The sequence below is a fragment of the Ruegeria sp. CL5 genome (assembly GCF_056536485.1).
This window is the reverse complement of record NZ_JBQFPS010000002.1, coordinates 67,583-88,971: the sequence shown is the minus strand read 5'-3', so window position 1 is coordinate 88,971 and position 21,389 is coordinate 67,583. Positions and strand designations below refer to the sequence as shown.

Annotated in this window: 26 protein-coding genes and 1 other RNA gene; 17 read left to right on the top strand and 10 right to left on the bottom strand. The window is 57.4% G+C overall.

Going from position 1 to position 21,389, the window contains the following annotated elements:
* Positions 1 to 10: 10 nt before the first annotated feature.
* A complete protein-coding gene (locus ACR0IU_RS04070) occupies positions 11 to 979 on the top strand; it encodes an NADPH:quinone oxidoreductase family protein (RefSeq protein ID WP_480715353.1) in 969 nt (322 codons plus the stop codon).
* Here ACR0IU_RS04070 and ACR0IU_RS04065 read toward each other — a convergent pair.
* Positions 963 to 1,841: a LysR family transcriptional regulator gene (locus tag ACR0IU_RS04065; RefSeq protein ID WP_010441906.1), complete on the bottom strand. Its 879-nt coding sequence runs from the start codon at positions 1,839 to 1,841 to the stop codon at positions 963 to 965. The genes ACR0IU_RS04070 and ACR0IU_RS04065 overlap by 17 nt on opposite strands.
* 127 nt (positions 1,842 to 1,968) lie before the next feature.
* On the opposite strand from ACR0IU_RS04065, the gene ACR0IU_RS04060 reads away from it, so the two are divergent.
* The 3 genes from ACR0IU_RS04060 (at position 1,969) to ACR0IU_RS04050 (ending at position 3,672) form a co-directional block, all read left to right on the top strand.
* On the top strand, positions 1,969 to 2,187 hold the full coding sequence (locus ACR0IU_RS04060) for a DUF1127 domain-containing protein (RefSeq protein ID WP_480715352.1): 219 nt from the start codon (positions 1,969 to 1,971) through the stop codon (positions 2,185 to 2,187).
* Positions 2,188 to 2,382: 195 nt separating this feature from the next.
* The gene (locus ACR0IU_RS04055) at positions 2,383 to 3,120 is read left to right on the top strand and encodes a Bax inhibitor-1/YccA family protein (RefSeq protein ID WP_010441904.1); all 738 of its coding nucleotides are present in this window, start codon (positions 2,383 to 2,385) and stop codon (positions 3,118 to 3,120) included.
* 78 nt (positions 3,121 to 3,198) lie between these two features.
* Positions 3,199 to 3,672 (top strand): GNAT family N-acetyltransferase, encoded by a 474-nt coding sequence (locus tag ACR0IU_RS04050; protein ID WP_480715351.1) that lies wholly within the window; start codon positions 3,199 to 3,201, stop codon positions 3,670 to 3,672.
* A gap of 63 nt (positions 3,673 to 3,735) precedes the next feature.
* Here the strand turns inward: ACR0IU_RS04050 and ACR0IU_RS04045 are convergent, their stop codons facing one another.
* Both ACR0IU_RS04045 and rpmG read right to left on the bottom strand, forming a co-directional pair.
* Positions 3,736 to 4,242 carry a lipoprotein gene (locus ACR0IU_RS04045; protein ID WP_170472580.1) on the bottom strand — a complete coding sequence of 169 codons (507 nt, stop codon included), beginning with the start codon at positions 4,240 to 4,242 and terminating at the stop codon, positions 3,736 to 3,738.
* Between the two features lie 207 nt (positions 4,243 to 4,449).
* Positions 4,450 to 4,617: a 50S ribosomal protein L33 gene (gene rpmG, locus ACR0IU_RS04040; protein WP_010441901.1), complete on the bottom strand. Its 168-nt coding sequence runs from the start codon at positions 4,615 to 4,617 to the stop codon at positions 4,450 to 4,452.
* Between the two features lie 371 nt (positions 4,618 to 4,988).
* On the opposite strand from rpmG, the gene ACR0IU_RS04035 reads away from it, so the two are divergent.
* The gene (locus ACR0IU_RS04035) at positions 4,989 to 5,321 is read left to right on the top strand and encodes a GYD domain-containing protein (protein ID WP_480715350.1); all 333 of its coding nucleotides are present in this window, start codon (positions 4,989 to 4,991) and stop codon (positions 5,319 to 5,321) included.
* 6 nt (positions 5,322 to 5,327) lie between these two features.
* On the opposite strand, the gene rnpB is transcribed toward ACR0IU_RS04035, so the two are convergent.
* From rnpB to gatC, 5 genes are all read right to left on the bottom strand, one after another.
* Positions 5,328 to 5,725, bottom strand: an RNA gene (gene rnpB / locus ACR0IU_RS04030) — RNase P RNA component class A.
* Positions 5,726 to 5,850: 125 nt separating this feature from the next.
* Positions 5,851 to 6,555: an N-acetylmuramoyl-L-alanine amidase gene (locus tag ACR0IU_RS04025; RefSeq protein ID WP_480715626.1), complete on the bottom strand. Its 705-nt coding sequence runs from the start codon at positions 6,553 to 6,555 to the stop codon at positions 5,851 to 5,853.
* Positions 6,506 to 7,210 carry a hypothetical protein gene (locus ACR0IU_RS04020; protein WP_480715349.1) on the bottom strand — a complete coding sequence of 235 codons (705 nt, stop codon included), beginning with the start codon at positions 7,208 to 7,210 and terminating at the stop codon, positions 6,506 to 6,508. Before ACR0IU_RS04020 ends, ACR0IU_RS04025 begins: the two co-directional genes overlap by 50 nt.
* 41 nt (positions 7,211 to 7,251) lie before the next feature.
* Positions 7,252 to 8,739, bottom strand: coding sequence for an Asp-tRNA(Asn)/Glu-tRNA(Gln) amidotransferase subunit GatA (gene gatA / locus ACR0IU_RS04015; protein ID WP_480715348.1), 1,488 nt, complete (start codon positions 8,737 to 8,739; stop codon positions 7,252 to 7,254).
* A gap of 3 nt (positions 8,740 to 8,742) precedes the next feature.
* Positions 8,743 to 9,030, bottom strand: a complete 288-nt coding sequence (gatC, locus tag ACR0IU_RS04010) for an Asp-tRNA(Asn)/Glu-tRNA(Gln) amidotransferase subunit GatC (RefSeq protein WP_010441896.1) — start codon at positions 9,028 to 9,030, stop codon at positions 8,743 to 8,745.
* Positions 9,031 to 9,254: 224 nt separating this feature from the next.
* Between gatC and ACR0IU_RS04005 the strand changes: the two genes are divergently transcribed.
* Positions 9,255 to 9,413 carry a hypothetical protein gene (locus ACR0IU_RS04005; protein WP_480715347.1) on the top strand — a complete coding sequence of 53 codons (159 nt, stop codon included), beginning with the start codon at positions 9,255 to 9,257 and terminating at the stop codon, positions 9,411 to 9,413.
* Between the two features lie 152 nt (positions 9,414 to 9,565).
* Entirely contained in the window at positions 9,566 to 10,129 is a 564-nt protein-coding gene (locus ACR0IU_RS04000; protein WP_480715346.1) for a DUF4202 domain-containing protein, read from the top strand.
* A 52-nt stretch (positions 10,130 to 10,181) separates the two neighbouring features.
* Here the strand turns inward: ACR0IU_RS04000 and ACR0IU_RS03995 are convergent, their stop codons facing one another.
* Positions 10,182 to 10,853 (bottom strand): ceramidase domain-containing protein, encoded by a 672-nt coding sequence (locus ACR0IU_RS03995; protein ID WP_480715345.1) that lies wholly within the window; start codon positions 10,851 to 10,853, stop codon positions 10,182 to 10,184.
* Between the two features lie 57 nt (positions 10,854 to 10,910).
* On the opposite strand from ACR0IU_RS03995, the gene ACR0IU_RS03990 reads away from it, so the two are divergent.
* Genes ACR0IU_RS03990 through ACR0IU_RS03980 form a run of 3 tightly spaced genes read left to right on the top strand, consistent with a single transcriptional unit; the run spans position 10,911 to position 13,743 of the window.
* The gene (locus ACR0IU_RS03990) at positions 10,911 to 11,603 is read left to right on the top strand and encodes a metal-dependent hydrolase (RefSeq protein WP_480715344.1); all 693 of its coding nucleotides are present in this window, start codon (positions 10,911 to 10,913) and stop codon (positions 11,601 to 11,603) included.
* Complete coding sequence (locus ACR0IU_RS03985) at positions 11,603 to 12,778, top strand: M24 family metallopeptidase (RefSeq protein ID WP_480715343.1); 1,176 nt, start codon at positions 11,603 to 11,605, stop codon at positions 12,776 to 12,778. The genes ACR0IU_RS03990 and ACR0IU_RS03985 overlap by 1 nt, the downstream gene beginning before the upstream one ends.
* Entirely contained in the window at positions 12,775 to 13,743 is a 969-nt protein-coding gene (locus ACR0IU_RS03980) for a nuclear transport factor 2 family protein (protein ID WP_480715342.1), read from the top strand. The genes ACR0IU_RS03985 and ACR0IU_RS03980 overlap by 4 nt, the downstream gene beginning before the upstream one ends.
* 4 nt (positions 13,744 to 13,747) lie before the next feature.
* On the opposite strand, the gene ACR0IU_RS03975 is transcribed toward ACR0IU_RS03980, so the two are convergent.
* Complete coding sequence (locus ACR0IU_RS03975; protein WP_170540998.1) at positions 13,748 to 14,197, bottom strand: nucleoside deaminase; 450 nt, start codon at positions 14,195 to 14,197, stop codon at positions 13,748 to 13,750.
* On the opposite strand from ACR0IU_RS03975, the gene ACR0IU_RS03970 reads away from it, so the two are divergent.
* The 7 genes from ACR0IU_RS03970 (at position 14,196) to ACR0IU_RS03940 (ending at position 21,368) form a co-directional block, all read left to right on the top strand.
* A complete protein-coding gene (locus tag ACR0IU_RS03970; protein ID WP_010441888.1) occupies positions 14,196 to 15,074 on the top strand; it encodes a pseudouridine synthase in 879 nt (292 codons plus the stop codon). The genes ACR0IU_RS03975 and ACR0IU_RS03970 overlap by 2 nt on opposite strands.
* Positions 15,075 to 15,249: 175 nt before the next feature.
* Positions 15,250 to 16,164, top strand: a complete 915-nt coding sequence (locus tag ACR0IU_RS03965; RefSeq protein WP_480715341.1) for a 5-bromo-4-chloroindolyl phosphate hydrolysis family protein — start codon at positions 15,250 to 15,252, stop codon at positions 16,162 to 16,164.
* 29 nt (positions 16,165 to 16,193) lie between these two features.
* Positions 16,194 to 17,384 (top strand): toxic anion resistance protein, encoded by a 1,191-nt coding sequence (locus ACR0IU_RS03960; RefSeq protein ID WP_170779634.1) that lies wholly within the window; start codon positions 16,194 to 16,196, stop codon positions 17,382 to 17,384.
* Positions 17,384 to 18,355 carry a DUF2927 domain-containing protein gene (locus tag ACR0IU_RS03955; protein ID WP_480715340.1) on the top strand — a complete coding sequence of 324 codons (972 nt, stop codon included), beginning with the start codon at positions 17,384 to 17,386 and terminating at the stop codon, positions 18,353 to 18,355. Before ACR0IU_RS03960 ends, ACR0IU_RS03955 begins: the two co-directional genes overlap by 1 nt.
* A gap of 23 nt (positions 18,356 to 18,378) precedes the next feature.
* Entirely contained in the window at positions 18,379 to 19,527 is a 1,149-nt protein-coding gene (locus ACR0IU_RS03950) for an SPFH domain-containing protein (protein WP_480715339.1), read from the top strand.
* Positions 19,528 to 19,562: 35 nt separating this feature from the next.
* Positions 19,563 to 20,654, top strand: coding sequence for a TFIIB-type zinc finger domain-containing protein (locus ACR0IU_RS03945; protein WP_480715338.1), 1,092 nt, complete (start codon positions 19,563 to 19,565; stop codon positions 20,652 to 20,654).
* A 30-nt stretch (positions 20,655 to 20,684) separates the two neighbouring features.
* The gene (locus ACR0IU_RS03940) at positions 20,685 to 21,368 is read left to right on the top strand and encodes a nitroreductase (RefSeq protein WP_480715337.1); all 684 of its coding nucleotides are present in this window, start codon (positions 20,685 to 20,687) and stop codon (positions 21,366 to 21,368) included.
* Positions 21,369 to 21,389: the final 21 nt, after the last annotated feature.

Below are 21,389 nucleotides of genomic sequence, written 5' to 3'. Positions count from 1 at the left end.
GAGAACACTGATGCTGGCATTTCGTATCAAAACCAAGGGAGCAATGGCGCAGATTTGCCAAATGCCCGAGCCGACACCAGCGGAAAATCAGGTGCGCGTATCCATTCGGGCCTGCGGGCTGAACTTTGCCGATCTTTTGATGCAGAAAGGCTCCTATCAGGATACCCCCGACACTCCGTTTACTCTGGGTATGGAAATTGCAGGGGTCGTTGCCGAAGTCGGAAATAGTGTTACGCATCTAAAACCAGGTGACCGCGTCGCTGTTTTCTCTGGTCAGGGCGGCCTGGCCGAATCTGGTGTCTTCGATGCTGACCGGGTTATTGTCATCCCAGACACAATGAGTTTCGAAGACGCTGCCGCCATTCAGATCGCCTATGGCACCAGCCATATTGCGTTGGAGCACCGGGCACGCCTACAGGCCGGCGAAACGCTGCTGGTGACCGGAGCTGCTGGCGGCGTTGGGCTGACCGCCATCGAAATCGGGAAACTGATGGGGGCGACCGTCATCGCACAAGCGCGCGGCGCGGACAAATTGGTGGTGGCGCAGCAAGCCGGTGCGGACCATTTGATCGATGCGGATGAGGATCTGCGTAACCGCGTTCGGGCCCTTGGCGGAGCCGACGTAGTCTATGACGCCATCGGAGGTGACGTTTTCAAGGCTGCGTTCCGTGCCACGAATCCCGAGGGCCGCCTATTGCCCATCGGCTTTGCGGGGGGTGAAGTTCCTCAGATTCCGGCCAACCATCTTTTGGTTAAAAATCTCAGTGTGATTGGCGTCTATATCGGTGGTTACCTGAAATTTAAGCCGGAAATCGTTCACAATAGTTTCAGCACTCTGTTTCGCTGGCACTCAGAAGGACGGATTAAATCTCATATCAGCCACATCCTACCTTTGCAGGACGCGGCCAAGGGATTGGAATTGCTGCGTGATCGTAAATCCACCGGTAAGGTCGTCATCCAGATCAACTCGCCACTTTGAGGGGGCGCGCACTGGGGTGTGAAAAGTTTTGCCGCAGGAGATTTGCGAGCTCTGCCACATATTCCTCGCGCACTCTTTCAGCACCATAAAGGTTGATGAACTGCACCGGCAGGTCCGGAAGGACCCCAGCATGGTCGATCAGTTCCTGATGGTTGGGCTGTGTCCCCTCCAACAGTACACCCACAGCCAGATCAGCACTGACTGTTGCTTCGACCGTACGGTCTGAGTCGCTGTCGATGCTCATGTCCCATTCGATCCCAGCGTCATCCAGCGCCGCGGTCGCAACCGGACGGAAGATGCAATTGCGGCAGAACCCCAGCCGCAGAGGCTGTTGTCGCCAGGCGGACCCGTTCAGAGCTCCGACCCAGCGCAGTGGCATATGATACAAGGTTTCAGCCCCCTCGCCCGCTCCCGATTCCGTGGTCACGATCAAATCAAAACCTCCGCGCGCAAATTCTTCCTTCAGGTGACGCGTATTCGAGGTAACCAGATTCACGTTCACGCGTGGGAAGCTGGCATTGAAGCGCTTTAGGACACGGGGGATGAACGGATGAACGACATCATGCGGCACCCCCAACACGACCTCTCCTTCAAAGGCCTGATCGGTGAGCCGCCCGATCACCTCATCATTCAACGCAATCATCCGGCGCGCATAGGCCAGCAGTTGCTCGCCAGACGCGGTCAGCGCAATGGTTCGACCGGATCGATCCAGCAGCTCCAGCCCGAGTAGCTCTTCTAACCGCTTGAGCTGCATGGAAACAGCCGATTGCGTGAGATGAAGAAATCCAGCTGCGCGGGTAACGCCGCCGTGATCCGCGACGGCAACGAATGAACGAAGCGTAGTGATGTCCAGATTTCGCATCTTCAAGATTCCTTATGGGTAACGTCAAAAACATTCATTTTTAAAATATGTCAGAATGCTCCATATAGATCAAGGAAATTGATTGAAGCACGGTGTTTCATCAGTCAAACATGAAAGGGCAATACCCATGACCCATCTAGCCATTTCGACTCTGCGTCGCATCAAAGGTAAATCGAAAGGAGACCGCCTGCTCAACATGTTGAGCCTTTCGCGGCAACGGCAAAAACTGGCTCAGCTTGATGATCGCGCTTTGCAAGATATCGGAATCACCCGCTCCGAGGCAGAAGCCGAAGCTTCTCGTCCTATGTGGGATGCGCCTGACTGCTGGTACAAACACTTGTATTAATTGGAGAATAGAAGAAATCTGGCGGCATTAGGGACTGCGCCGTCAGGTTTTTTGCACCTGTCACCAAATTTGCCGACAGTTTTGCTGAGTTTTAGACCGAAAACCCTTGAAACGAGGGCCGTACTCTCCGATATTTAGTGGGAAACCGGCCTGCAATCGCAGGCTGAGCACAGAATATTGAAGGGAGACCCTTAAATGGCACAATTCGACACGATCCGGACGGCGTCCGGGGCGCGCGCTGCCGAGATTGATGAGGGCCTGCGCGCCCATATGAACAAAGTCTACGGCACAATGTCCGTAGGTATGCTGATCACGTTTGCCGTTGCCTGGGCCGTTGGCTCAAGCCCGCAACTTCTGTCGATCTTCCGTGACCCAGTCACGCTTAGCCCGAATATCCTGGGCTGGATCGTGATGTTTGCACCTCTGGCGATGGTGTTCGGCTTTGGCGCCGCCATCAACCGTCTCTCGGCGTCTGGCGCGCAGCTGTTCTTCTATGCATTTGCAGCCGTCATGGGCCTGTCGCTGAGCTGGATTTTCGTTGCCTTCACCGGCATCTCGATCGCTCAGGTATTTCTGGTAACGTCGATCGCCTTTGCGGGCCTGTCGCTCTACGGATACGTCACTAAGAAAGACCTGTCTGGCATGGGTACGTTCCTGATGATGGGCGTCATCGGTCTGATCGTCGCGATGGTCATCAACATCTTCCTGCAATCGCCTGCGATCATGTTCGCTGTGTCGATCCTGGGTGTTCTGATCTTTGCGGGCCTGACCGCGTATGACACTCAGAAGATCAAAACGACCTATCTGCAGATGGCCCATGCGGGTGACCAGGAATGGCTAGGCAAGGCGGCCATCATGGGTGCACTGAACCTGTATCTGGACTTCATCAACATGTTCATGTTCCTGCTGCAGCTGCTTGGTAATCGCGAATAACGCGAACCTCATACTCACAGCCAAAGGGCGGGTCCGAAAAGACCCGCCCTTTTTGTTTGGATAATCGGAGGACCATTGATGTCCATCGCCACCATTTGCCCGTCACAGGCGCATCGTTTGCTGCCATTACTTCAACAGGTGCATGACCTGCATGTTCAGAACCAGCCACAGCGATACGCGCCTTTGCCAGATGACAAGGAAGTCGTTTCCCATCTTTCAGAATGGCTCAGCCACGACGCAGTGGTTGCATTGGGCTTTGAGGAGAATCAAATACTGTTGGGATATGCGATTTTTGAGCTTGAGAAGCGCGCTGCGACACCTTTTCGCCGGGCGGAAACACGTGCGATGCTGCACCACATCAGCGTCGATACCAAGCACCGTCGGAAAGGAATCGGATTAGCCTTGATAAACGAGGTTCGCGCACGTCTGCTTGCTGATGGCGGAGATGTTTTGGCCACTACCTATGCAACCTTCAATACGCCTTCGGCTGAATTGATGGCGCGCGCCGGGCTAAACCCCGTGATCAGTTTCGCTGAATGGCGCGTCGAATAACGGCGGAAACAGAAAACCCCCACCAAATTGGCGGGGGTACAAAATGGTTTGGTACTTTGGCAATCAGCTACAGTTCAGCGGCACCGCAAAACCAGAGCTGCGCTTGGACGAGCCTTTGCGGTAAACATCCCCAGCGGGCAAGCAACCGGTAAAGCGCTCGGTTCGCGCTCCGAAGGTTGCACCGATGGAATTGTCCACGCGAGTGTCCCCTTCTTCAGTTCGCAACACACCAAACAATGTCCCGTTCACACTGACCGTGCTCAGCAGCAGATTAGTGCTCTGGCCTGACAGCTGAACGGCGCTGGTATCAGTGCGTCCACCATTCTCGATAGCTACTTTCGCCATCTTGGAAAGCTCGGTCTGATCAGACGAGACCTGAACCGTTGGCAACTTGGCGAGCTCTGCCGGGATGTTGGTTGCAGGTTGAACAAATGCCACGGCTCCTTTCACATCGGATACCGTACGCGGTTCACCATCTATCCCGGTGAAACCAACACCTTCGCGGTTAAACGGATCTTCGCAGGCTGACAGGGTCAGAACTGCAAGGGCGGGTAACAAGATTTTTTTCATGGCGGTCAACATTTTGGAAAGAGTTGCTGAAGCGTAGCGGCATGGAGTGCGTAAAAGCAAGCCGCCCTCACCCAGAACACCCGAGGGGCTGATGCGCCCCTGCAACGCCCGTGTTTCGCACCGACGCGCTGTGGGACGCCTCAAACCAACAAAAAAGGACCCTGCATCGGCAGAGTCCTTTTTCAAAAATTCAAGTCAGAGGGCAGATTACTTGATCTTGCCTTCTTTGTACTCGACATGTTTCCGAGCAACCGGATCGTATTTACGAATGGTCATTTTCTCGGTCATGGTGCGCGCATTCTTTTTGGTCACGTAGAAGTGGCCCGTGCCCGCGGTCGAGTTCAGACGGATCTTGATTGTCGTCGGCTTCGCCATGGTTATCTCCTGCGTCCGAAAAGGCAGGGGCCTTTCGGTTGAATCCTTATGAGCGTGCGCTTTTAACTGCTCGTACGCCCAAGTCAACCAGATTCGCCGTGTTCCGGGAACAATTCCCTACTCCGCCTCAACGGGGTGTCGCTTGGTGTGTTCACGAAACTGTGATAGGGTCACCGTGACCAAAGAGTCCGTGTTGCGATCATGGGCAAAATCTGACCGGGACTATCGTCCGGCACCCTACACCACTCACATCAATAGTAGCGCCCGGGTTACCCGGGTGTCCCTGAATTGCAGGCGTCTCAGCAAGCAATCTGGCCACGGAACCGGCCAGTCGGATGGTTCCGAATAGACTTAAACAGTGGGAGGTTTTCATGCCTGTATTCATCACTTACGCATCCTACTCATCCGAGGCCGTTCAGGCGATGGTTGCCAGTCCTCAGGATCGTACCGGCCCGGTCAGTGCGCTGCTTGAGAAAGCGGGCGGAAAGCTGATCTCATTCTACGTCACCACCGGTAGCAACGATGTTGTTGTCATCAGCGAGGTCCCTGACGGCACTGATGCGGTCGCAATCGGGATGGCCGTCGCCAGCACGGGTGCAGTATCGAAAATCGAAACCGTGCGCGCATGGTCTGCCGAAGAATTCGTTTCGGTCGCTGCAAAAGCGGCAACGCTAACCGGGGCGTATACGCCGCCGACGGGCTGAGGAATAATGCGCGGAGGGCCTGTAAGCCGGATCCTGTTCCGGGGTTACCCCCTTCGATGACCATTCCTCTAGGCCGTGCATTGCTGCGCGGCTCGAGCTGCCAACCCGGTCCCTCTCGGCCAAAGCGAGCCTAGCGGCGGTATCGGTTTGCACCGACCGGCCCGCGCGGGGACCCTATTCGGCATTGCTCCCGGTGGGGCTTGCCGTGCCGCCACTGTTGCCAGCGGCGCGGTGGGCTCTTACCCCACCGTTTCACCCTTACCTCGGGCCAAGGCCCGCGGCGGTCTGATTTCTGTGGCGCTTTCCGTCGGGTTTCCCCGCCCGGGCGTTACCCGGCACCGTTGCCTTGTGGAGTCCGGACTTTCCTCTCGGGCATATGCCCCAGCGGCCATCCGGCCCTCCGCGCGAGGCGTTGGGTAGGCTCTGTGCTCGGTGGCGTCAAGGGTGGTTGGCACGTTAAAGGGGCCAGCCCCTTCTTGGCCTGCGGCCAATTCATCCCCGAGATATTTTTGGCCAGATGAAGGGCGGATCAGGTTGATCTTGGGAGTGGACAGAGCGCTTTGAGATCATCGGGGTGCAATGGGCCGGATGCCCACGGGCGATAGCGCAGGCGCGTGGAATTTAGGAGCGTCTCGTCGTCGCTTGCCGCTGTGTAGCCCCGGTTCTGCGCCAGCTCGCGGAAGTTGACGTCCGGCTCGATGGCAGTACCACGCCGAGCCGCAAGGCGCTGGTACTCCAACCTATGCCAGTCGAACCGGGGGCCGGGATCGGACTTGCGGCCCGGCGCCATGTCGGAATGGCCGATCACGCCTTCGGGCGCGATGGTCCAACGCTGCATGAGTTCGGGCAAAAGTTGTTCCAATACACGCATTTGGGGTTCGGCAAACGGGTGATCTCCGCCATTATCCAGCTCGATCCCGATCGAGCGGGAGTTTATGTCGGCTTGCCCATGCCACTCCCCTGCCCCGGCGTGCCAGGCGCGTTCTTCCTCTCGGACAAGCTGCCAGAGTGTGCCGTCGCGACCGATCAGGTAGTGGGCAGAAACCTCGGGTCCGGGGTCGCAGAGCCGTTCGAGCGCGGCAGCTGCGCTTTCCATAGCGGTATAGTGCAATACGATCAGCGTGGGCGTCAGAGCATCCCGGCGGGGGCCGAAATTGGGCGATGGGCGCCAGATGGGGGAGAGCTTAGTTGTTGACGGCACTGCGGAATGGGCTGGGGTCCCAGCCACAGGCATAGCCGTCACCGTCCGGGTCCAGCCCCTTGCGGTCACGCTGGGGGCCTCCGTTCGACAAGAAGTCGATCTGCGCCTGATCGGGCGAGGCAAACTGTGCGCAATTGCGCTGTGCCTTAGCCTGCAGGTTGAACCCGGCCCGGCTGTAAAGCTGGGTGCCGACGGGGTTCGAGGTGCTCAGGGCGTATTGCACAATGTTGGGTTGCCCGTCAGAGCCACGCTCGGGCACGGCGGTTGGGGCGACGACCTCATAGGTTTGCCGATTCTGTTCAATACGGGCGGCGTCGGCGTCGATGCTGCGACGGTTCGAAACCGCCTCGAAATCCTGTTCATCCGAGATACCTGTGTTGTTCGTCGCAGTCAGAGGCGCGACACGCGCCTCCTGACCGGATGTATTCGCTAAGGCGATGGCCGTCTGGTTGGCGATATCAGAAGCTTCGCCTGTTGGTGCGCCACCAACAGTCCCCTGCGCCGAGAGTGGTTGTTCAGAAACTGCCTCGGGCGGCGCAAGCGGATTGCCCGCCAATCCCTGCCCGGCCAGTTCAGCCTCGCGCTGTGCCTGATATTCCGGCGTATTGAAACCCGTACCCGAGACGGGTGTAACGGTATCACAGGCCGCGATCAGCCCAAGGGCCGGGATCAGAAGCAATTTGCGCATTTGGCTGCTCCGGTTCTTTATTGCCGTGTCAGGTTTGAGGATTACCACCATTTTCCGGGCTTGGCCACAAACCCCGCCGCGCTCTCAAGCGCGTAGGCGGTGTTGAGCAGATCACCCTCGTCCCACGGACGGCCGATCAACTGCAGACCCAGTGGCAGGCCTTGTTTGTCCAGGCCAGCAGGCACCGAAATTCCGGGCAAACCAGCGAGGTTCACGGTCACGGTGAACACATCGTTCAGGTACATCTGCACAGGATCAGCTTCGGTCATCTCGCCCAGACCGAACGAGGCCGACGGCGTTGCCGGGGTCAGGATCGCGTCAACGCCTGCGGCAAAGACGTCCTCGAAGTCCTTCTTGATCAGGGTCCGAACCTTGCGGGCGCGGTTGTAGTAGGCGTCATAGAAGCCCGCAGACAGCACATAGGTGCCGATCATCACGCGGCGCTGGACCTCGTGGCCGAAGCCCTCGGCACGGGTCTTTTCGTACATCTCGGTGATGCCATCACCCTGCGCCAGCTGCGCGCGGCGGCCATAGCGGACACCGTCATAGCGGGCGAGGTTCGACGACGCCTCGGCCGGAGCAATCACGTAATAAGCAGGCAGCGCGTATTTGGTGTGCGGCAGCGAGATATCGACGATATCGGCGCCCGCATCTTTCAGCATCGCAGCGCCATCAGCCCAGAGCTTTTCGATCTCGGCGGGCATGCCGTCCATGCGGTATTCCTTGGGGATACCGATTTTCTTGCCTTTGATATCGCCGGTTAGCATCGCCTCAAAATTCGGCACGGCCAGTTCGGCGCTGGTGGAATCCTTGGGGTCGTGACCGCACATGGTTTCCAGCATGATTGCTGCGTCGCGCACGTTCTTGGTCATCGGCCCAGCCTGATCCAACGAAGACGCAAAGGCCACGATACCCCAACGCGAGCAACGACCATAGGTTGGCTTGATACCTGTAATACCGACAAAGGCGGCAGGCTGACGGATCGAACCGCCGGTATCGGTGCCGGTCGCCGCCAGACACAGGTCAGCCGAAACAGCCGAGGCTGAGCCACCGGACGAGCCGCCAGGTGTCAGCTGAGCGTCGTCATTGCCGCGCCGCCACGGGCTGACGGCGTTACCATAAACGGAGGTTTCGTTGGACGAGCCCATGGCGAATTCGTCCATGTTCAGCTTGCCCAGCATCACGGCACCTGCGTCAGCCAATTGCTGAGACACAGTGGATTCGTATTCGGGCTTAAAGCCATCGAGTATATTGGACGCGGCCTGCGAGGGAACACCTTTGGTGCAGAACAGATCTTTTATACCGATCGGCAAGCCGCACATCGAGGGGGCGTCGCCTGCTTTGATCCGATCATCCGCGGCCTTTGCACGCTCAATCGCAATCTCGGGTGTCTTGTGGACGAACGCGTTCAGCGCATCAGCTTCATCAATGGCTGTCAGGCAGGCATCCGTCAGTTCAACTGAAGTTACATCACCGGCACGCAACGCGTCGCGGGCTTCAGCGAGCCCCAGTTTGTTCAGTTCGCTCATGACTTACTCCACAACTTTGGGAACAGCGAAGAACCCTTCGCGCGCATCGGGGGCATTGGACAGAACTTTGTCCTGCTGATTTCCGTCAGTGACTACGTCCTGACGACGCTTTAGACGCATCGGTGTGACCGAGACCATCGGCTCGACACCTTCGACATCCACTTCATTCAGTTGCTCGATGAACCCAAGGATGGTGTTGAACTCGGATGCCAGCGCGGGCAGCGCGTCATCCTCGACCTTGATCCGGGCGAGTTTGGCCACCTTGGCGGCGGTGCTTTGGTCTATCGACATCGGAAAACCTCATATGCGTTAAGGGGCGTTTACCCGTCTGTCGCATCACTCGCAAGACCGGTCACCGGATGACGCCGCCGTGCGCACTCAATTCACCAGCAGCCATGCGTTTTTGAATGCCCCCTATGCAAATTAGTGAACTGATTAGTTCATTTTTGACATTGAAAACTAAACCGAACTGTTCATTTCAATAGTGTGACACAACTCGAAATCGGAGACAGCATATGAAAACCTTTGTCCCTGCATTCATCTTGGCCGCCGTGGTTCTGACATCTCCTGCCCTGGCATTGGGAATAGACATGAACAATCTGACCCGAAACCTCAGCTTCCCTCAGCCTGAATCGGAGCCTGTCACCAAAGATCAAACCCAGACGGGCAAGTAGACCTGCCCCATGTGCCGGATCGGCTTCCCCCTCCTGATCCGGCACTTTTTCCAAATCACCGCTGTACCCTGACCGACAAGTCGTTAGCATGACCAAAGACCATCAGCCGAAACACCCACAGGTGACGATCAGGCGAGCTAACGGAGCAGAACATGAGCGCACGCAAGCAAGCAGTACTGAACGCAATTGACGCCGCCAATGCGGAAGATCCCAATATGGAAAACGGGCAGCCCGCAGAACTGCTGTATGGCCAGCGCATGAGTGCCGAGCTTGATCGCCTTTTCCCAAATGCATCTGATGCACTGCAGATTGCCGCACGCGGGCAGCATGTCGAACGCTGGAAACTGAAGCGCACCGAATATCCGGAAGGGCGTGCCGGTTATCTGGCATGGCGCAAGGCACAAGGTGTTTACCACGCGGACGTGGTGCGAGGCTTTATGGAACAAGCCGAATACGGTGCGGATCAAATCGAAGCAGTCGAACAGATGCTGCGCAAACAAGGCATCAAGCACCATGTGGACGTGCAGGCGCTTGAGGATGTGATCTGTTTCGTTTTCCTGAAATGGTATTTTGAACCCTTCGCAGCGAAGCATTCAGCCGAGAAAATTCAGCGCATCGTAGAAAAAACCGCCATCAAGATGTCCGCCGAAGGTCGCGCCAGAGTTTTGGCGGAATTTGATCTGCCCGAGGCTTTGGTGGCAGCATTCCGTGACTGACCTCATGTGATTCCCAGGTATGGTCGGTCTGCCACGATATTTCAGTTCTGGCTCAAGTACCCGGCGCGCTAGGGGCAGGTACCTTCCGAACGGCGCGCAGATATACCTCGATCATCCAGCCAAGCATGGTGGCGTTCAGGATGTGCCACATGAAATGCGTTCCGATGGGAAAGTGACCGCAGGTTGGCTCATCCAAGGCTCGAAAAATGATCGAGGCGATCAGTATGCCAGCCCCGATCGCCAACCCGCGCGCTGTATCAGGGGTTCGAGACCTCAACAGTAAAGCATAAATCAGGATCAATAGCGGCACCGGTGCATAGGCTGCTGAACCGCCCAAACCCGGCACCAGCTGAAACACGGGAATCGTCAACGCCGCATAGGGTATGAACAGCGCGGTCAGACCCAGCGCATAAACGGGCCGCATCCCCCAGACATCCCGGTTCACCGCAAAGATATAAACCAGAATATAAAGCAAGATCGGCGTTGTATCTGCTATCGCGGCCCAAACCTGTGCATGCGTATGAAACAGGTAGCTGCCGACACCAATCATTGCCAGTATCACAACCAAGGCCATCGCCAGCGGAGCACCCTGCCCTCGCACCCTGCGCCACATGACGAATGCCGCAACAAGAAACGCCACATTGGTCACGGCGTTTATCGGCTCGGCCCAATACGATGGCGAGAGCCGCTCGCAATAACCGTCAATATACTGCGTCCAGTCCATGGATTTTTACATAGCCGATGCTAGGCTGACGCCAAGCAGAATTTGGGAGGTTTCACTATGGATATTATTTGGCTGGGACATGGCAGCTTTCGCATCGAAACATCGGGGCAGGTCCTGCTGGTCGATCCCTGGCTGACGGGGAACCCGTCATTGCCCGAAGATCAGCATGATGCGGCGGTGGCGGGTGCAACCCATATCCTGCTGACCCATACCCATTTCGATCATATCGTTGATGTACTGCCACTGGCCAAACATCTGAATGTACCCGTCGTGGGACAGTACGATCTGATGGGCTATTGGGCCGAGGCGGAAGGGATCGAAACAGTTGGTTTCAATAAAGGCGGCACAGTTGACCTTAGCGGTATCAAGGTATCGATGGTCCCAGCCTCGCACAGTTCGACCTTTTCAACCCCCGACGGATTGCGTACCGGTGGGACCGAAGTCGGGTATATGATCTCAACCGAGGGCCGAATGGTGTACGTCTCTGGCGACACCGATATCATGGCGGATATGGATTGGATGGGGGAATTCTACAAACCCGATATCGGCATCCTATCTGCTGGCGGTCACTTTACCATGGACATGAAAGGCGCGGCCTACGCGGCCAAACGGTACTTTGACTTCAAAACAATTATTCCGTGCCACTACCAGACCTTTCCGATTCTCGAACAATCGGCTCAGGCCCTGATTGACGGCCTGCCGGGCGTCGATGTGATCGAACCCGAAGTGATGAAAGCGATTTCTCTCTGATGCCCGCCACAGATTTCAGCGCCCAGGAATTTGCCGACCGTATCGCGAAAACCCGCGCAGCAATGGAACGGCAGGGGATTGAAACCCTGCTAACAACCGACCCATCGAACATGGCGTGGCTTACCGGTTACGACGGGTGGAGTTTTTATGTACCCCAGATGGTCATCCTGCCAGCGAATGGTTCTCCACTATGGTGGGGGCGTACGCAGGACAAGGCTGGTGCAGCGCAGACCACATGGATGGATGCATCTGATCTTCTGGACTGGCCTGAAGAGCACGTTCAACACCCCGACCACCATCCCGTCGATTCCCTCGCCAATCTTTTGCGGGACCGCGGATGGACTTCGGCACTGGGTGTCGAAATGGACAACTACTATTACTCTGCCGCCAGTCATCGCATACTGCAGAACGCATTCGGAGACGCTGCGATTTTGGATGCCACTGGCCTGGTAAACTGGCAGCGGGCGGTCAAAAGCGACGCTGAGGTCGAAATGATGCAAAAAGCGGGGCGGCTTACTGCCCATATGCATCAGGTGTTGCACGATGCGTTCCGCGAAGGACTGCCAAAAAACCAACTGGTTGCCGAAGTTCAGGCGGCAGGCATCGCCGGATTGCCGGGACTGGCCGGGGACTATCCCGCAATCGTTCCAATCGCCCCTTCAGGCACCGAGGCTTCGGCCTCGCACATCACCTGGAACGACAGACCCTTAACACGGGATGAGGCAACTTACTTTGAAATCTCAGGGTGCTATCGCCGTTATCATTGCCCGGCCAGTCGCAGCCTGTTTCTGGGTGATCCTCCGGAAGATATTCGCCGCGCTGAGGCTGCTGTGCTCAGGGCCATCGATGATGCCTTGAGCGCGGCGCGTCCGGGCACAACTTGCGAAGAGGTCGCGAACTGTGTTTACGAAAGTTTCGCCCGCGCCGGATATGTCAAAGCCAACCGCACCGGCTATCCGATCGGATTAAGCTATCCTCCTGATTGGGGTGAACGCACCATGAGCCTGCGGCCGGGTGACACGACCAAACTTCAGGAAAATATGACCTTCCATTTGATGCCTGGGCTCTGGACTTCGGATTGGGGACTGGCGATCACCGAGAGCTTTTTGGTTACCGCCAATGGTGGCCAGCCTTTGGCGGACATCCCTCGGGAGCTTGTGGTAAAATCCAAATGAATCAGTCTATTCGCCCATCGCCAGAGTTAATCGCGGTGGTGCGACGCTGGAATGACGCTGTCCGAGCCAAAGATGGAGCGGCGCTTTATAACATGCTGTCGACGTCTGAGTACCTGCGATATCAAGGCTCAGCGGATGGGGAGATTTGGTCAGGCTCGCTATTCCGAAAGGGTTTCCCTGATCATGTGGCCGAAATTCCCGACTACAGTTGGGAAGAACACGGCCTAGAGGCATTTGAATGCGGTACAGTTGGTTGGGCCCATTGCGTTGCAACGCTTCGCTTTGCCACTAACCAAAAGGCAATGTTGCATAGGTTCACCTTCATCCTGCATCTCGAAGATGGTGTGTGGAAGATGATACATTGCCACGTGTCCAATCCGATCCCCAACATGGAAAAAATCGGTATCGAGCACAAAGCCCTGGACGCGCTGGTAGCAGCTGCACGCGACGGGTTTCGTCAGGATCAACGCGAGGGCATGGCTTCGGTTATGTTCACTGACATCGTCAATTCATCGGTTATTGCCGACAAGCTGGGAGATCGGGTTTGGACCGATGCTATTCAAAAACACTTTGAATTGGCTCGTGACGTCATCGAGGCTCAGAGCGGAACGCTGGTAAAGTCGCTGGGGGATGGAACCATGTCCAGCTTCTCGTCGGCGCGGTCGGCACTGATGGCCGCAGTCGACCTGCAGCGGCGCAACGCCAGTGAATTGGGCGAACCAACGCTGCAGATTCGCGTCGGCATACATACGGGGGATGTGATCCAGACCGATGACGATTTCTTCGGTACGGTGGTTAACAAGGCCGCCCGGATCGCGGCCTCAGCCGCACCGGGAGAGGTCCGTTTGTCCGACGCAACCCAGCTTTTGGCGGACGGGCAAGATGGGTTGACCTTTGGCACACCAAGATCAGTTTCGCTGAAAGGTCTGCCCGGCGATCACACGATCTATAGCCTGAGTTGGTAGCGCGCTAACGCCGCCCCGCGAAAAAATCCTTGAGCAATCGCTCGGCCTCTTCGGCACCGATCCCATCATAGATTTCAGGGGTATGATGCGCCTGCGGATGCGAAAATACCCGCGCGCCGTGGGCGACGCCGCCCGATTTCGGATCGGATGCGCCGTAGTACACACGCCGGATACGCGCCGCAGCCAGTGCTGCCGCACACATGGCACAGGGTTCTAGCGTCACATATACATCGTGATCCGGCAGCCGCTCCGATCCGGCGTGTGCGCAGGCGGCGCGCAGCACCAGTATTTCGGCATGGGCGGTGGGATCGTTCAACTCGCGTGTCCGATTACCTTCAGCGGCAACCACCTGACCGTCCGGTCCGATAATTACAGCACCCACGGGCACCTCCCCCCGGTCTGCCGCCGCCTGCGCCTGTTCCAGCGCCAGTTTCATGTGAGATCGGAACTCCATGCCTCTGACTGCCCCAGAAACCCGGCTTTCGCAAGCCGCCGGGATAGGCTATGGGCGGGGGATGACCAATACCCCTCCTCCCGGCGATCGGATCGCCAAAGTGCTTGCCCGCGCCGGTGTCGCCTCGCGTCGCGAGGCTGAACGCATGATCGAAGCCGGTCGTGTGACCGTGAATGGCAAACCCATCAGTAGCCCAGCGCTGAACGTGACGGCCAAGGACAGGATCACTGTCGATGGCAAACCCGTGTCCGAGCCCGAGCCATCTCGCCTATGGCTCTATCACAAGCCTCCAGGCCTTGTGACGACGGCGCGTGATGAAAAGGGACGCAAGACGATCTTCGACGATCTGCCAGAGGACATGCCGAGGGTCATGAGTGTCGGACGGCTCGACCTGAATTCGGAAGGGTTGCTGCTGCTCACCAATGATGGCGGCATCAAGCGCAAGCTGGAACTGCCCGCCACCGGATGGCTGCGCAAATACCGGGTGCGGGTTAACGGACGCCCCAAGGACGAAGATTTTGCACCGCTTCGCAAGGGATTGGTCATAGACGGGGAACGGTTTCAGCCCATGACCGTCACATTGGACCGCCAACAGGGTGCGAACGCCTGGCTAACCATCGGTCTGCGCGAAGGCAAGAACCGCGAGATTCGCCGTGCAATCGAAGATATCGGCTATGCGGTAAACCGGCTTTTGCGGGTTTCTTATGGCCCGTTTCAGCTTGGTGACTTGAAATCCGGTGAAGTTGAAGAGATTCGTCGGCGTGTTATGCGTGACCAACTGGGGATGGACGCTGAAGAAAGCGGCAAGCCAACCGTCAAACGCCCTGCCCGGCCTCAGCGCAAAAGACCGACAATCGGCAAGAAACCTCGCAAGTGACGCGGCTTAAGTAACCTTCCCCCTAGCGCCAAGCCCTCGCATCGCCTAAATTTTCTGTGATAGCGACAGTTTGGGGGCACCATGTCCGGAACCGGAGTACAAAAATTGGCGTATGCAGCGCTGCTGGTGCTGTTGTTCGGCGTCTGTACCGGCGTGCTTGGGGGCTTGTAAGGGCATGGCCAAAAGGTTCGGTGGGAAATTCAGCCCTCAGGGTGCGTCGTCAGACCAAGATCAACCCTCTCGTGGACAGTTTGACGGAGCTCGGGTCGAACCGGCGGGTGCACGCGCGAACCTCCTATTTGTGCCCGCAATTCCGTTGGCATTCCTGTCACTGAACGACGGCGCTATCGGAATGACAATTGGTTTGATCGCTGCAGGTCTGCTGACGACCGCCGCATTCTTGCTGCGCGAAGGGCTGCGAGCGGAATCTGCATACAATGCCAAACGTACCGCCCGCCGCCCGGCCTTCCCCCGCAAAATCTTCTCAAGCGTCCTGACTGGGCTGGGCACGGCATTGGCCGCGTATCGAACAGAGTTTCTAGATGCAGAAACCGCAGCTCAGGCCAGCCTGTTGGCACCGGTTCTGTTTGGGGTTGTTGCCACTGCATTACATTCGGTGTCCTTTGGCATCGACCCCTTGAAAGACAAGGGTATGGAAGGCATCGACACCTTCCAACAAGATCGCGTGGCGCGCGTTGTTGAGGATGCGGAATCTCACCTGACCCAAATGACAGACGCGATCAAACGCGCCGGAGACCGTCGGATCGAAGCGCGTGTCGAGCGGTTTCAAAATACCGCCCGCGATTTGTTCCGAACGGTCGAAGAAGACCCACGTGATCTGGCGGGCGCGCGGAAATATCTGACGGTTTACTTGCAGGGCGCACGCGATGCGACGGTGAGGTTCTCGGACGTCTATGCGCGTACCCGCGATGCGCAGGCGCTGGCAGATTATTCGGCCCTGCTGGACGATCTCGAACAGAATTTCGCGGCGCGGACGCGAAAGATGCTATTGGATGACCGCAGCGATCTGACGGTTGAAATTGATGTGCTGCGTGACCGGTTGCAGCGCGAAGGCGTCCGGTTGGATTGACCGGCTTTTATGTAAGCGAGGATTACCCCATGTCCGATGAGATCAAGAACAAGGCAGTCGAGGCTGAAACGCTGGTGCAAGAAATCACCGCCGTCGCCCTCCCTGAGCCGCAGGCTGAGATTGTGCCGCTTGAAGACGCCGACGAACCGGTTGGCGCCGAAATCCGCAAGCGGATGGGTGAGATCGACATGGGCGACACAAACTCGATCGTGTCATTTGGATCATCCGCACAGGCGGAATTGCAGGAGATCAGTCAGGCGATGCTGGCCGATGTCCGCAATAAGGATGTGGGCCCGGCGGGCGACAGCCTTCGCAATATCGTAACGACGATCAGAGGTTTCTCTGTCAGCGAATTAGACGTTCGCCGCGAGCGTAGCTGGTGGGAAAAACTGCTAGGCCGCGCAGCGCCCTTTGCCAAGTTCACGGCGCAGTATGAGGACGTTCAAAGCCAGATCGACCGGATCACAGACGACCTCTTGGGCCATGAGCACACCTTGCTGAAAGATATCAAGTCTCTGGATCTGCTGTATGAAAAGACGCTGGAGTTCTACGACGAACTCGCGCTTTACATTGCGGCGGGTGAGGAAAAGCTGACCGAACTGGACAGCCATGACATTCCCGAAAAAGAGGCCGAGGTTCAGGCCGCACCCGAAGACCAGCAGGTGATGAAGGCGCAGGAATTGCGCGATTTGCGCGCCGCGCGCGACGATCTGGAACGCCGGGTCCACGACCTAAAGCTGACCCGTCAGGTGACGATGCAGTCGCTGCCCTCGATCCGCTTGGTGCAGGAAAACGATAAGTCGCTGGTGACCAAGATCAACTCAACCCTCGTCAACACCGTGCCGCTTTGGGAAACCCAGCTGGCACAAGCGGTAACCATACAGCGCAGTGCCGAAGCCGCCGCCGCCGTACGTGATGCCAATGATCTGACCAACGAGCTGCTGACCTCGAACGCGGCCAACCTGCGCGAGTCTAACAAGATGATCCGCGAAGAGATGGAGCGTGGTGTCTTCGACATCGAAGCCGTCAAACAGGCCAACGCTGACCTGATCGGTACGATCAACGAAAGCCTCGCCATTGCGGACGAAGGCAAAGCCAAGCGCGCCGCCGCCGAGGAAGAATTGAAGAAGATGGAGGCCGAGTTGCGCGACACGCTCGCCTCGGCCAAAGCGCGACAGGACGGGATCGGTGACAATGCCGGAACGGCTGTCCCCGGATAATGGAAACAGCGGGCGTGCGGCCATTACATCGCGCTAGGACTGCAACATTGGTAGTTTCGCTGCTGGCATTAGCTGGCTGCGAAGAGGCCTTGACGACGTCCATCGCTCCGGAACCCCGCCCGGAGCAACCTCAGGGCTTGAGCAATGCCTATCAGCCCCCTTCGCCCGCCAGCCTCGACCTCGCGCGGTACTATGAAAGCGTTCAAAACAACCTGCTGACGCGCGGGCTGTTGCGCACCGATGGTGGTGGGCCGGATACGCCCTACGACGCCGATGACCTCGCACGGAATTTCGAAACCATTGCGTTTTATAATGAATATCCGGGGGAGGCTGTCTCGAGCGGTAGCAGAAGAACCAGCCGACAGTTAAGTCGCTGGTCGTCACCCGTACACATCAAACCCGAATTCGGACCCTCAGTCGCGCCAAACGTTCGCCAGCAAGAGACTGCCCGAATTGACGCCTATGCCAACCGTTTGTCGCGGCTGACTCGACATCCGGTCTCGACCACCACCCGGAAGGCGAACTTTCACGTATTCGTGGCGGGTGAAGATGATACCGCCTATGTACAAGCCCGGTTGCGACAACTGATCCCCGGCATAGGACAGGCGCAGCTTGATCTCTTCGACAAACTGCCGCGGTCTTTCTATTGTTTTGTGTTTGCGTCGGCATCGAACAGCGCGCCTCAGACTTATACCCGGGCTGTTGCCCTGATACGGGCAGAACATCCCGATCTGGTGCGCCTGAGCTGCGTTCATGAAGAGATTGCGCAAGGATTGGGGCTTCCGAATGACAGCCCATCGGCCCGACCGTCGATCTTCAATGATGACGACGAGTTCGCCCTGCTCACCAGCCATGACGAAAAACTACTGACGATTCTTTACGACCCGCGCTTGAAAGCGGGCATGACCGCTGACGAGGCACGTCCGGTGGTCCGTATCATTGCACGCGAATTGATGGGGCAGTCGCTCTGACCCCCGAAGACAGGAGAAATCCAATGGGAATTTTTGATTTTCTGACCGGCGAATTCATCGACGTCATCCACTGGGTTGATGACACCCGCGACACGATGGTCTGGCGGTTCGAGCGTGAGGGCCACGAGATCAAATACGGTGCCAAGCTGACAGTGCGCGAAGGTCAGGCGGCTGTGTTTGTGCATGAGGGGCAGCTGGCGGATGTGTTCACGCCCGGACTCTACATGCTTGAGACAAACAACATGCCGATCATGACGACGCTGCAGCATTGGGATCATGGTTTCCAGTCTCCGTTCAAGTCTGAAATTTACTTCGTTAACTCGACCCGGTTCAATGACCTGAAATGGGGCACCAAGAACCCGATCATGCTGCGCGATCCCGAGTTTGGGCCAACACGCATCCGGGCCTTCGGCACCTATACGGTGCGGGTCAAGGACCCGGCGAAATTCCTTGTAGAGATCGTAGGCACCGATGGTGAATTCACCATGGACGAGATCAGCTTTCAGATCAGAAACATCATCGTGCAGGAATTCAGCCGCGTCATCGCAGGCTCGGGCATTCCAGTTCTCGATATGGCCGCGAACACCGCCGATCTGGGAAAACTGATCGCAGCCGAGGTGTCACCGGTGCTGGATGGGTATGGTTTGAGTATGCCCGAATTCTATATCGAGAATATCTCGCTCCCACCTGCGGTCGAGGCGGCTCTGGACAAGCGCACCTCGATGGGTTTGGCGGGCGATCTGGGCAAGTTCACTCAGTATTCCGCTGTCGAGGCCATGACAGCGGCTGCCAATAACCCCGGTCAGGGCGGTGGCATGGGTGCCGGTCTTGGCATGGGGATGGGCATGGCGATGGCGCAGCAAATGTCGAACATGGCAGCGGGTCAGCCCAGCGGTCCCTGGAGCGGTTCCGCCCCCGCTGCACCGCAAGCGTCAGCGCATGCGGCACCGCCGCCCCCGCCACCCGTCGAGCATGTGTGGCATATCGCGGTGGATGGCCAGACTAGCGGACCATTTTCCAAAGCCAAGATGGGTCGTATGGCAACCGACGGTGAGATCACGCGTGATACCCACGTCTGGACCGCCGGTCAGGACGGTTGGAAAAAGGCGGGGGACGTACAAGAATTGGCGCAGTTGTTCACCATCTTGCCACCGCCGCCACCGGGCGCCTGACCCGATATTAGGCTATCCATGACCAGGATTCTGTAATGGCAAATGTCGAACACCGTTTTCCTTGCGAACAATGCGGGGCGGATTATCGGTTCAATCCCGATGACGGAACGCTCACCTGCGATCACTGCGGACATTCCCAGGCCATTGGCGCGGGCCCGTGGGGAGGGGCCAGTTTACGTGAACTCGATTTCGACACGGCCATCGCGGATCGCCTCCCCGATAGTGAAATTGAAGAAACTCGTGTTCTTACCTGCCCCAACTGCGCAGCACAGGTCGAATTTGACCCGAACACACACGCCGCAGAGTGCCCATTTTGTGCGACACCTGTCGTCACAGATACCGGTGTAAGCCGCCATATCAAGCCACGCGGTGTGTTGCCCTTTGCACTGGACGAACGCTCGGCGCACCAAGCCATGGGGGATTGGCTGGGGCGACTGTGGTTTGCGCCCAATGGGCTGAAGGAATACGCCCGCAAAGGCCGCAAGATGCAGGGCATCTACGTGCCCTACTGGACATTCGATGCCGATACCAAGTCGAGTTATCGGGGCGAACGTGGTGTCGTCTATTACGAAACCCGAACCGTGATGCGGGATGGAAAGCGCGTTCAGCAGCAGGTTCCCAAGGTGCGCTGGTCGCCAAAGTCCGGACGCGTGGCACGGTTTTTTGACGATGTTCTGGTGTTGGCATCACAATCCCTGCCCAAATCCTATACGGATGCGCTGGAACCCTGGGATCTGCCTGCACTTGAGCCCTATCAGCCCGAATATCTGGCTGGATTCCGTGCCGAAGCCTATACGGTCGAATTGCAGGAAGGATATCAGGAGGCGCGCGGTCACATGGCGCGCGTGATCGAGCGTGATGTACGGTTTGATATCGGTGGCGATCGTCAGCGCATCCACGCTGTCGATACGGAAGTCCGAGATGTCACGTTCAAACATATCCTGCTGCCGGTCTGGATGGCAGCCTATAAATACCGGGGCGAGACCTATCGCTTTGTAGTGAATGGCAGAACCGGGCGCGTTCAGGGTGAGCGCCCCTGGTCGGCGATCAAGATTACCGTCGCGGTGGTACTGGGCCTGCTCGTTGCCGCAGGTGTCGGTTATCTGGTTGCAACCGGACAACAATAAAGAGAACACTCGTGTCAGATAGCGCGTTGGATGGGGGAAATTGACTTGCACCTTGACGCTCTGAACGCTCTTTTAACTCAGCGCCACTCGTGCCGTGCCTTTTGCTCAGACCCTGTTCCCCGTGAACAGATTGAACAGATCGTCACCAGCGCAACGCGTGTTCCAAGCTGGTGCAATGCGCAACCCTGGCAGCTTACAATCACCAGTGGCACTGAAACTGACCATTTTCGCGAAGCGTTGCAGCGCGAGACACAACAGGCCAGCCCAAACCCGGACCTGCCCTTTCCAACCAGGTATTCCGGTGTCTATCAGGATCGTCGGCGCGCATGCGGCTGGGCGTTATACAAAGCAGTCGGCGTCGAAAAGGGTGATCGCACCGCTTCGGCGCAGCAAATGATGGAAAACTACACGCTGTTCGGAGCCCCACACTGCGCCATCCTATCCAGCCCCGCCGAGTTGGGCCCATACGGTGCCATGGATTGCGGAGGGTTTGTGACAGCATTCGCATTGGCGGCACAAGCCCTGGATGTGGCCAGTATCCCTCAGGCGGCGGTTGCGGCTTATGGTCCGTTTCTTCACCGGTACTTCGATATTCCAGATGACCGGATTGTTTTGTGTGCGATCTCATTCGGATATCCAAATAAAGACCATCCAGCCAACTCTTTCAGAACAGGACGTGCCGCTCTGGATGATATCGTTGATTGGCGTGAATAAACACCAAGAGTAGGAATTGCA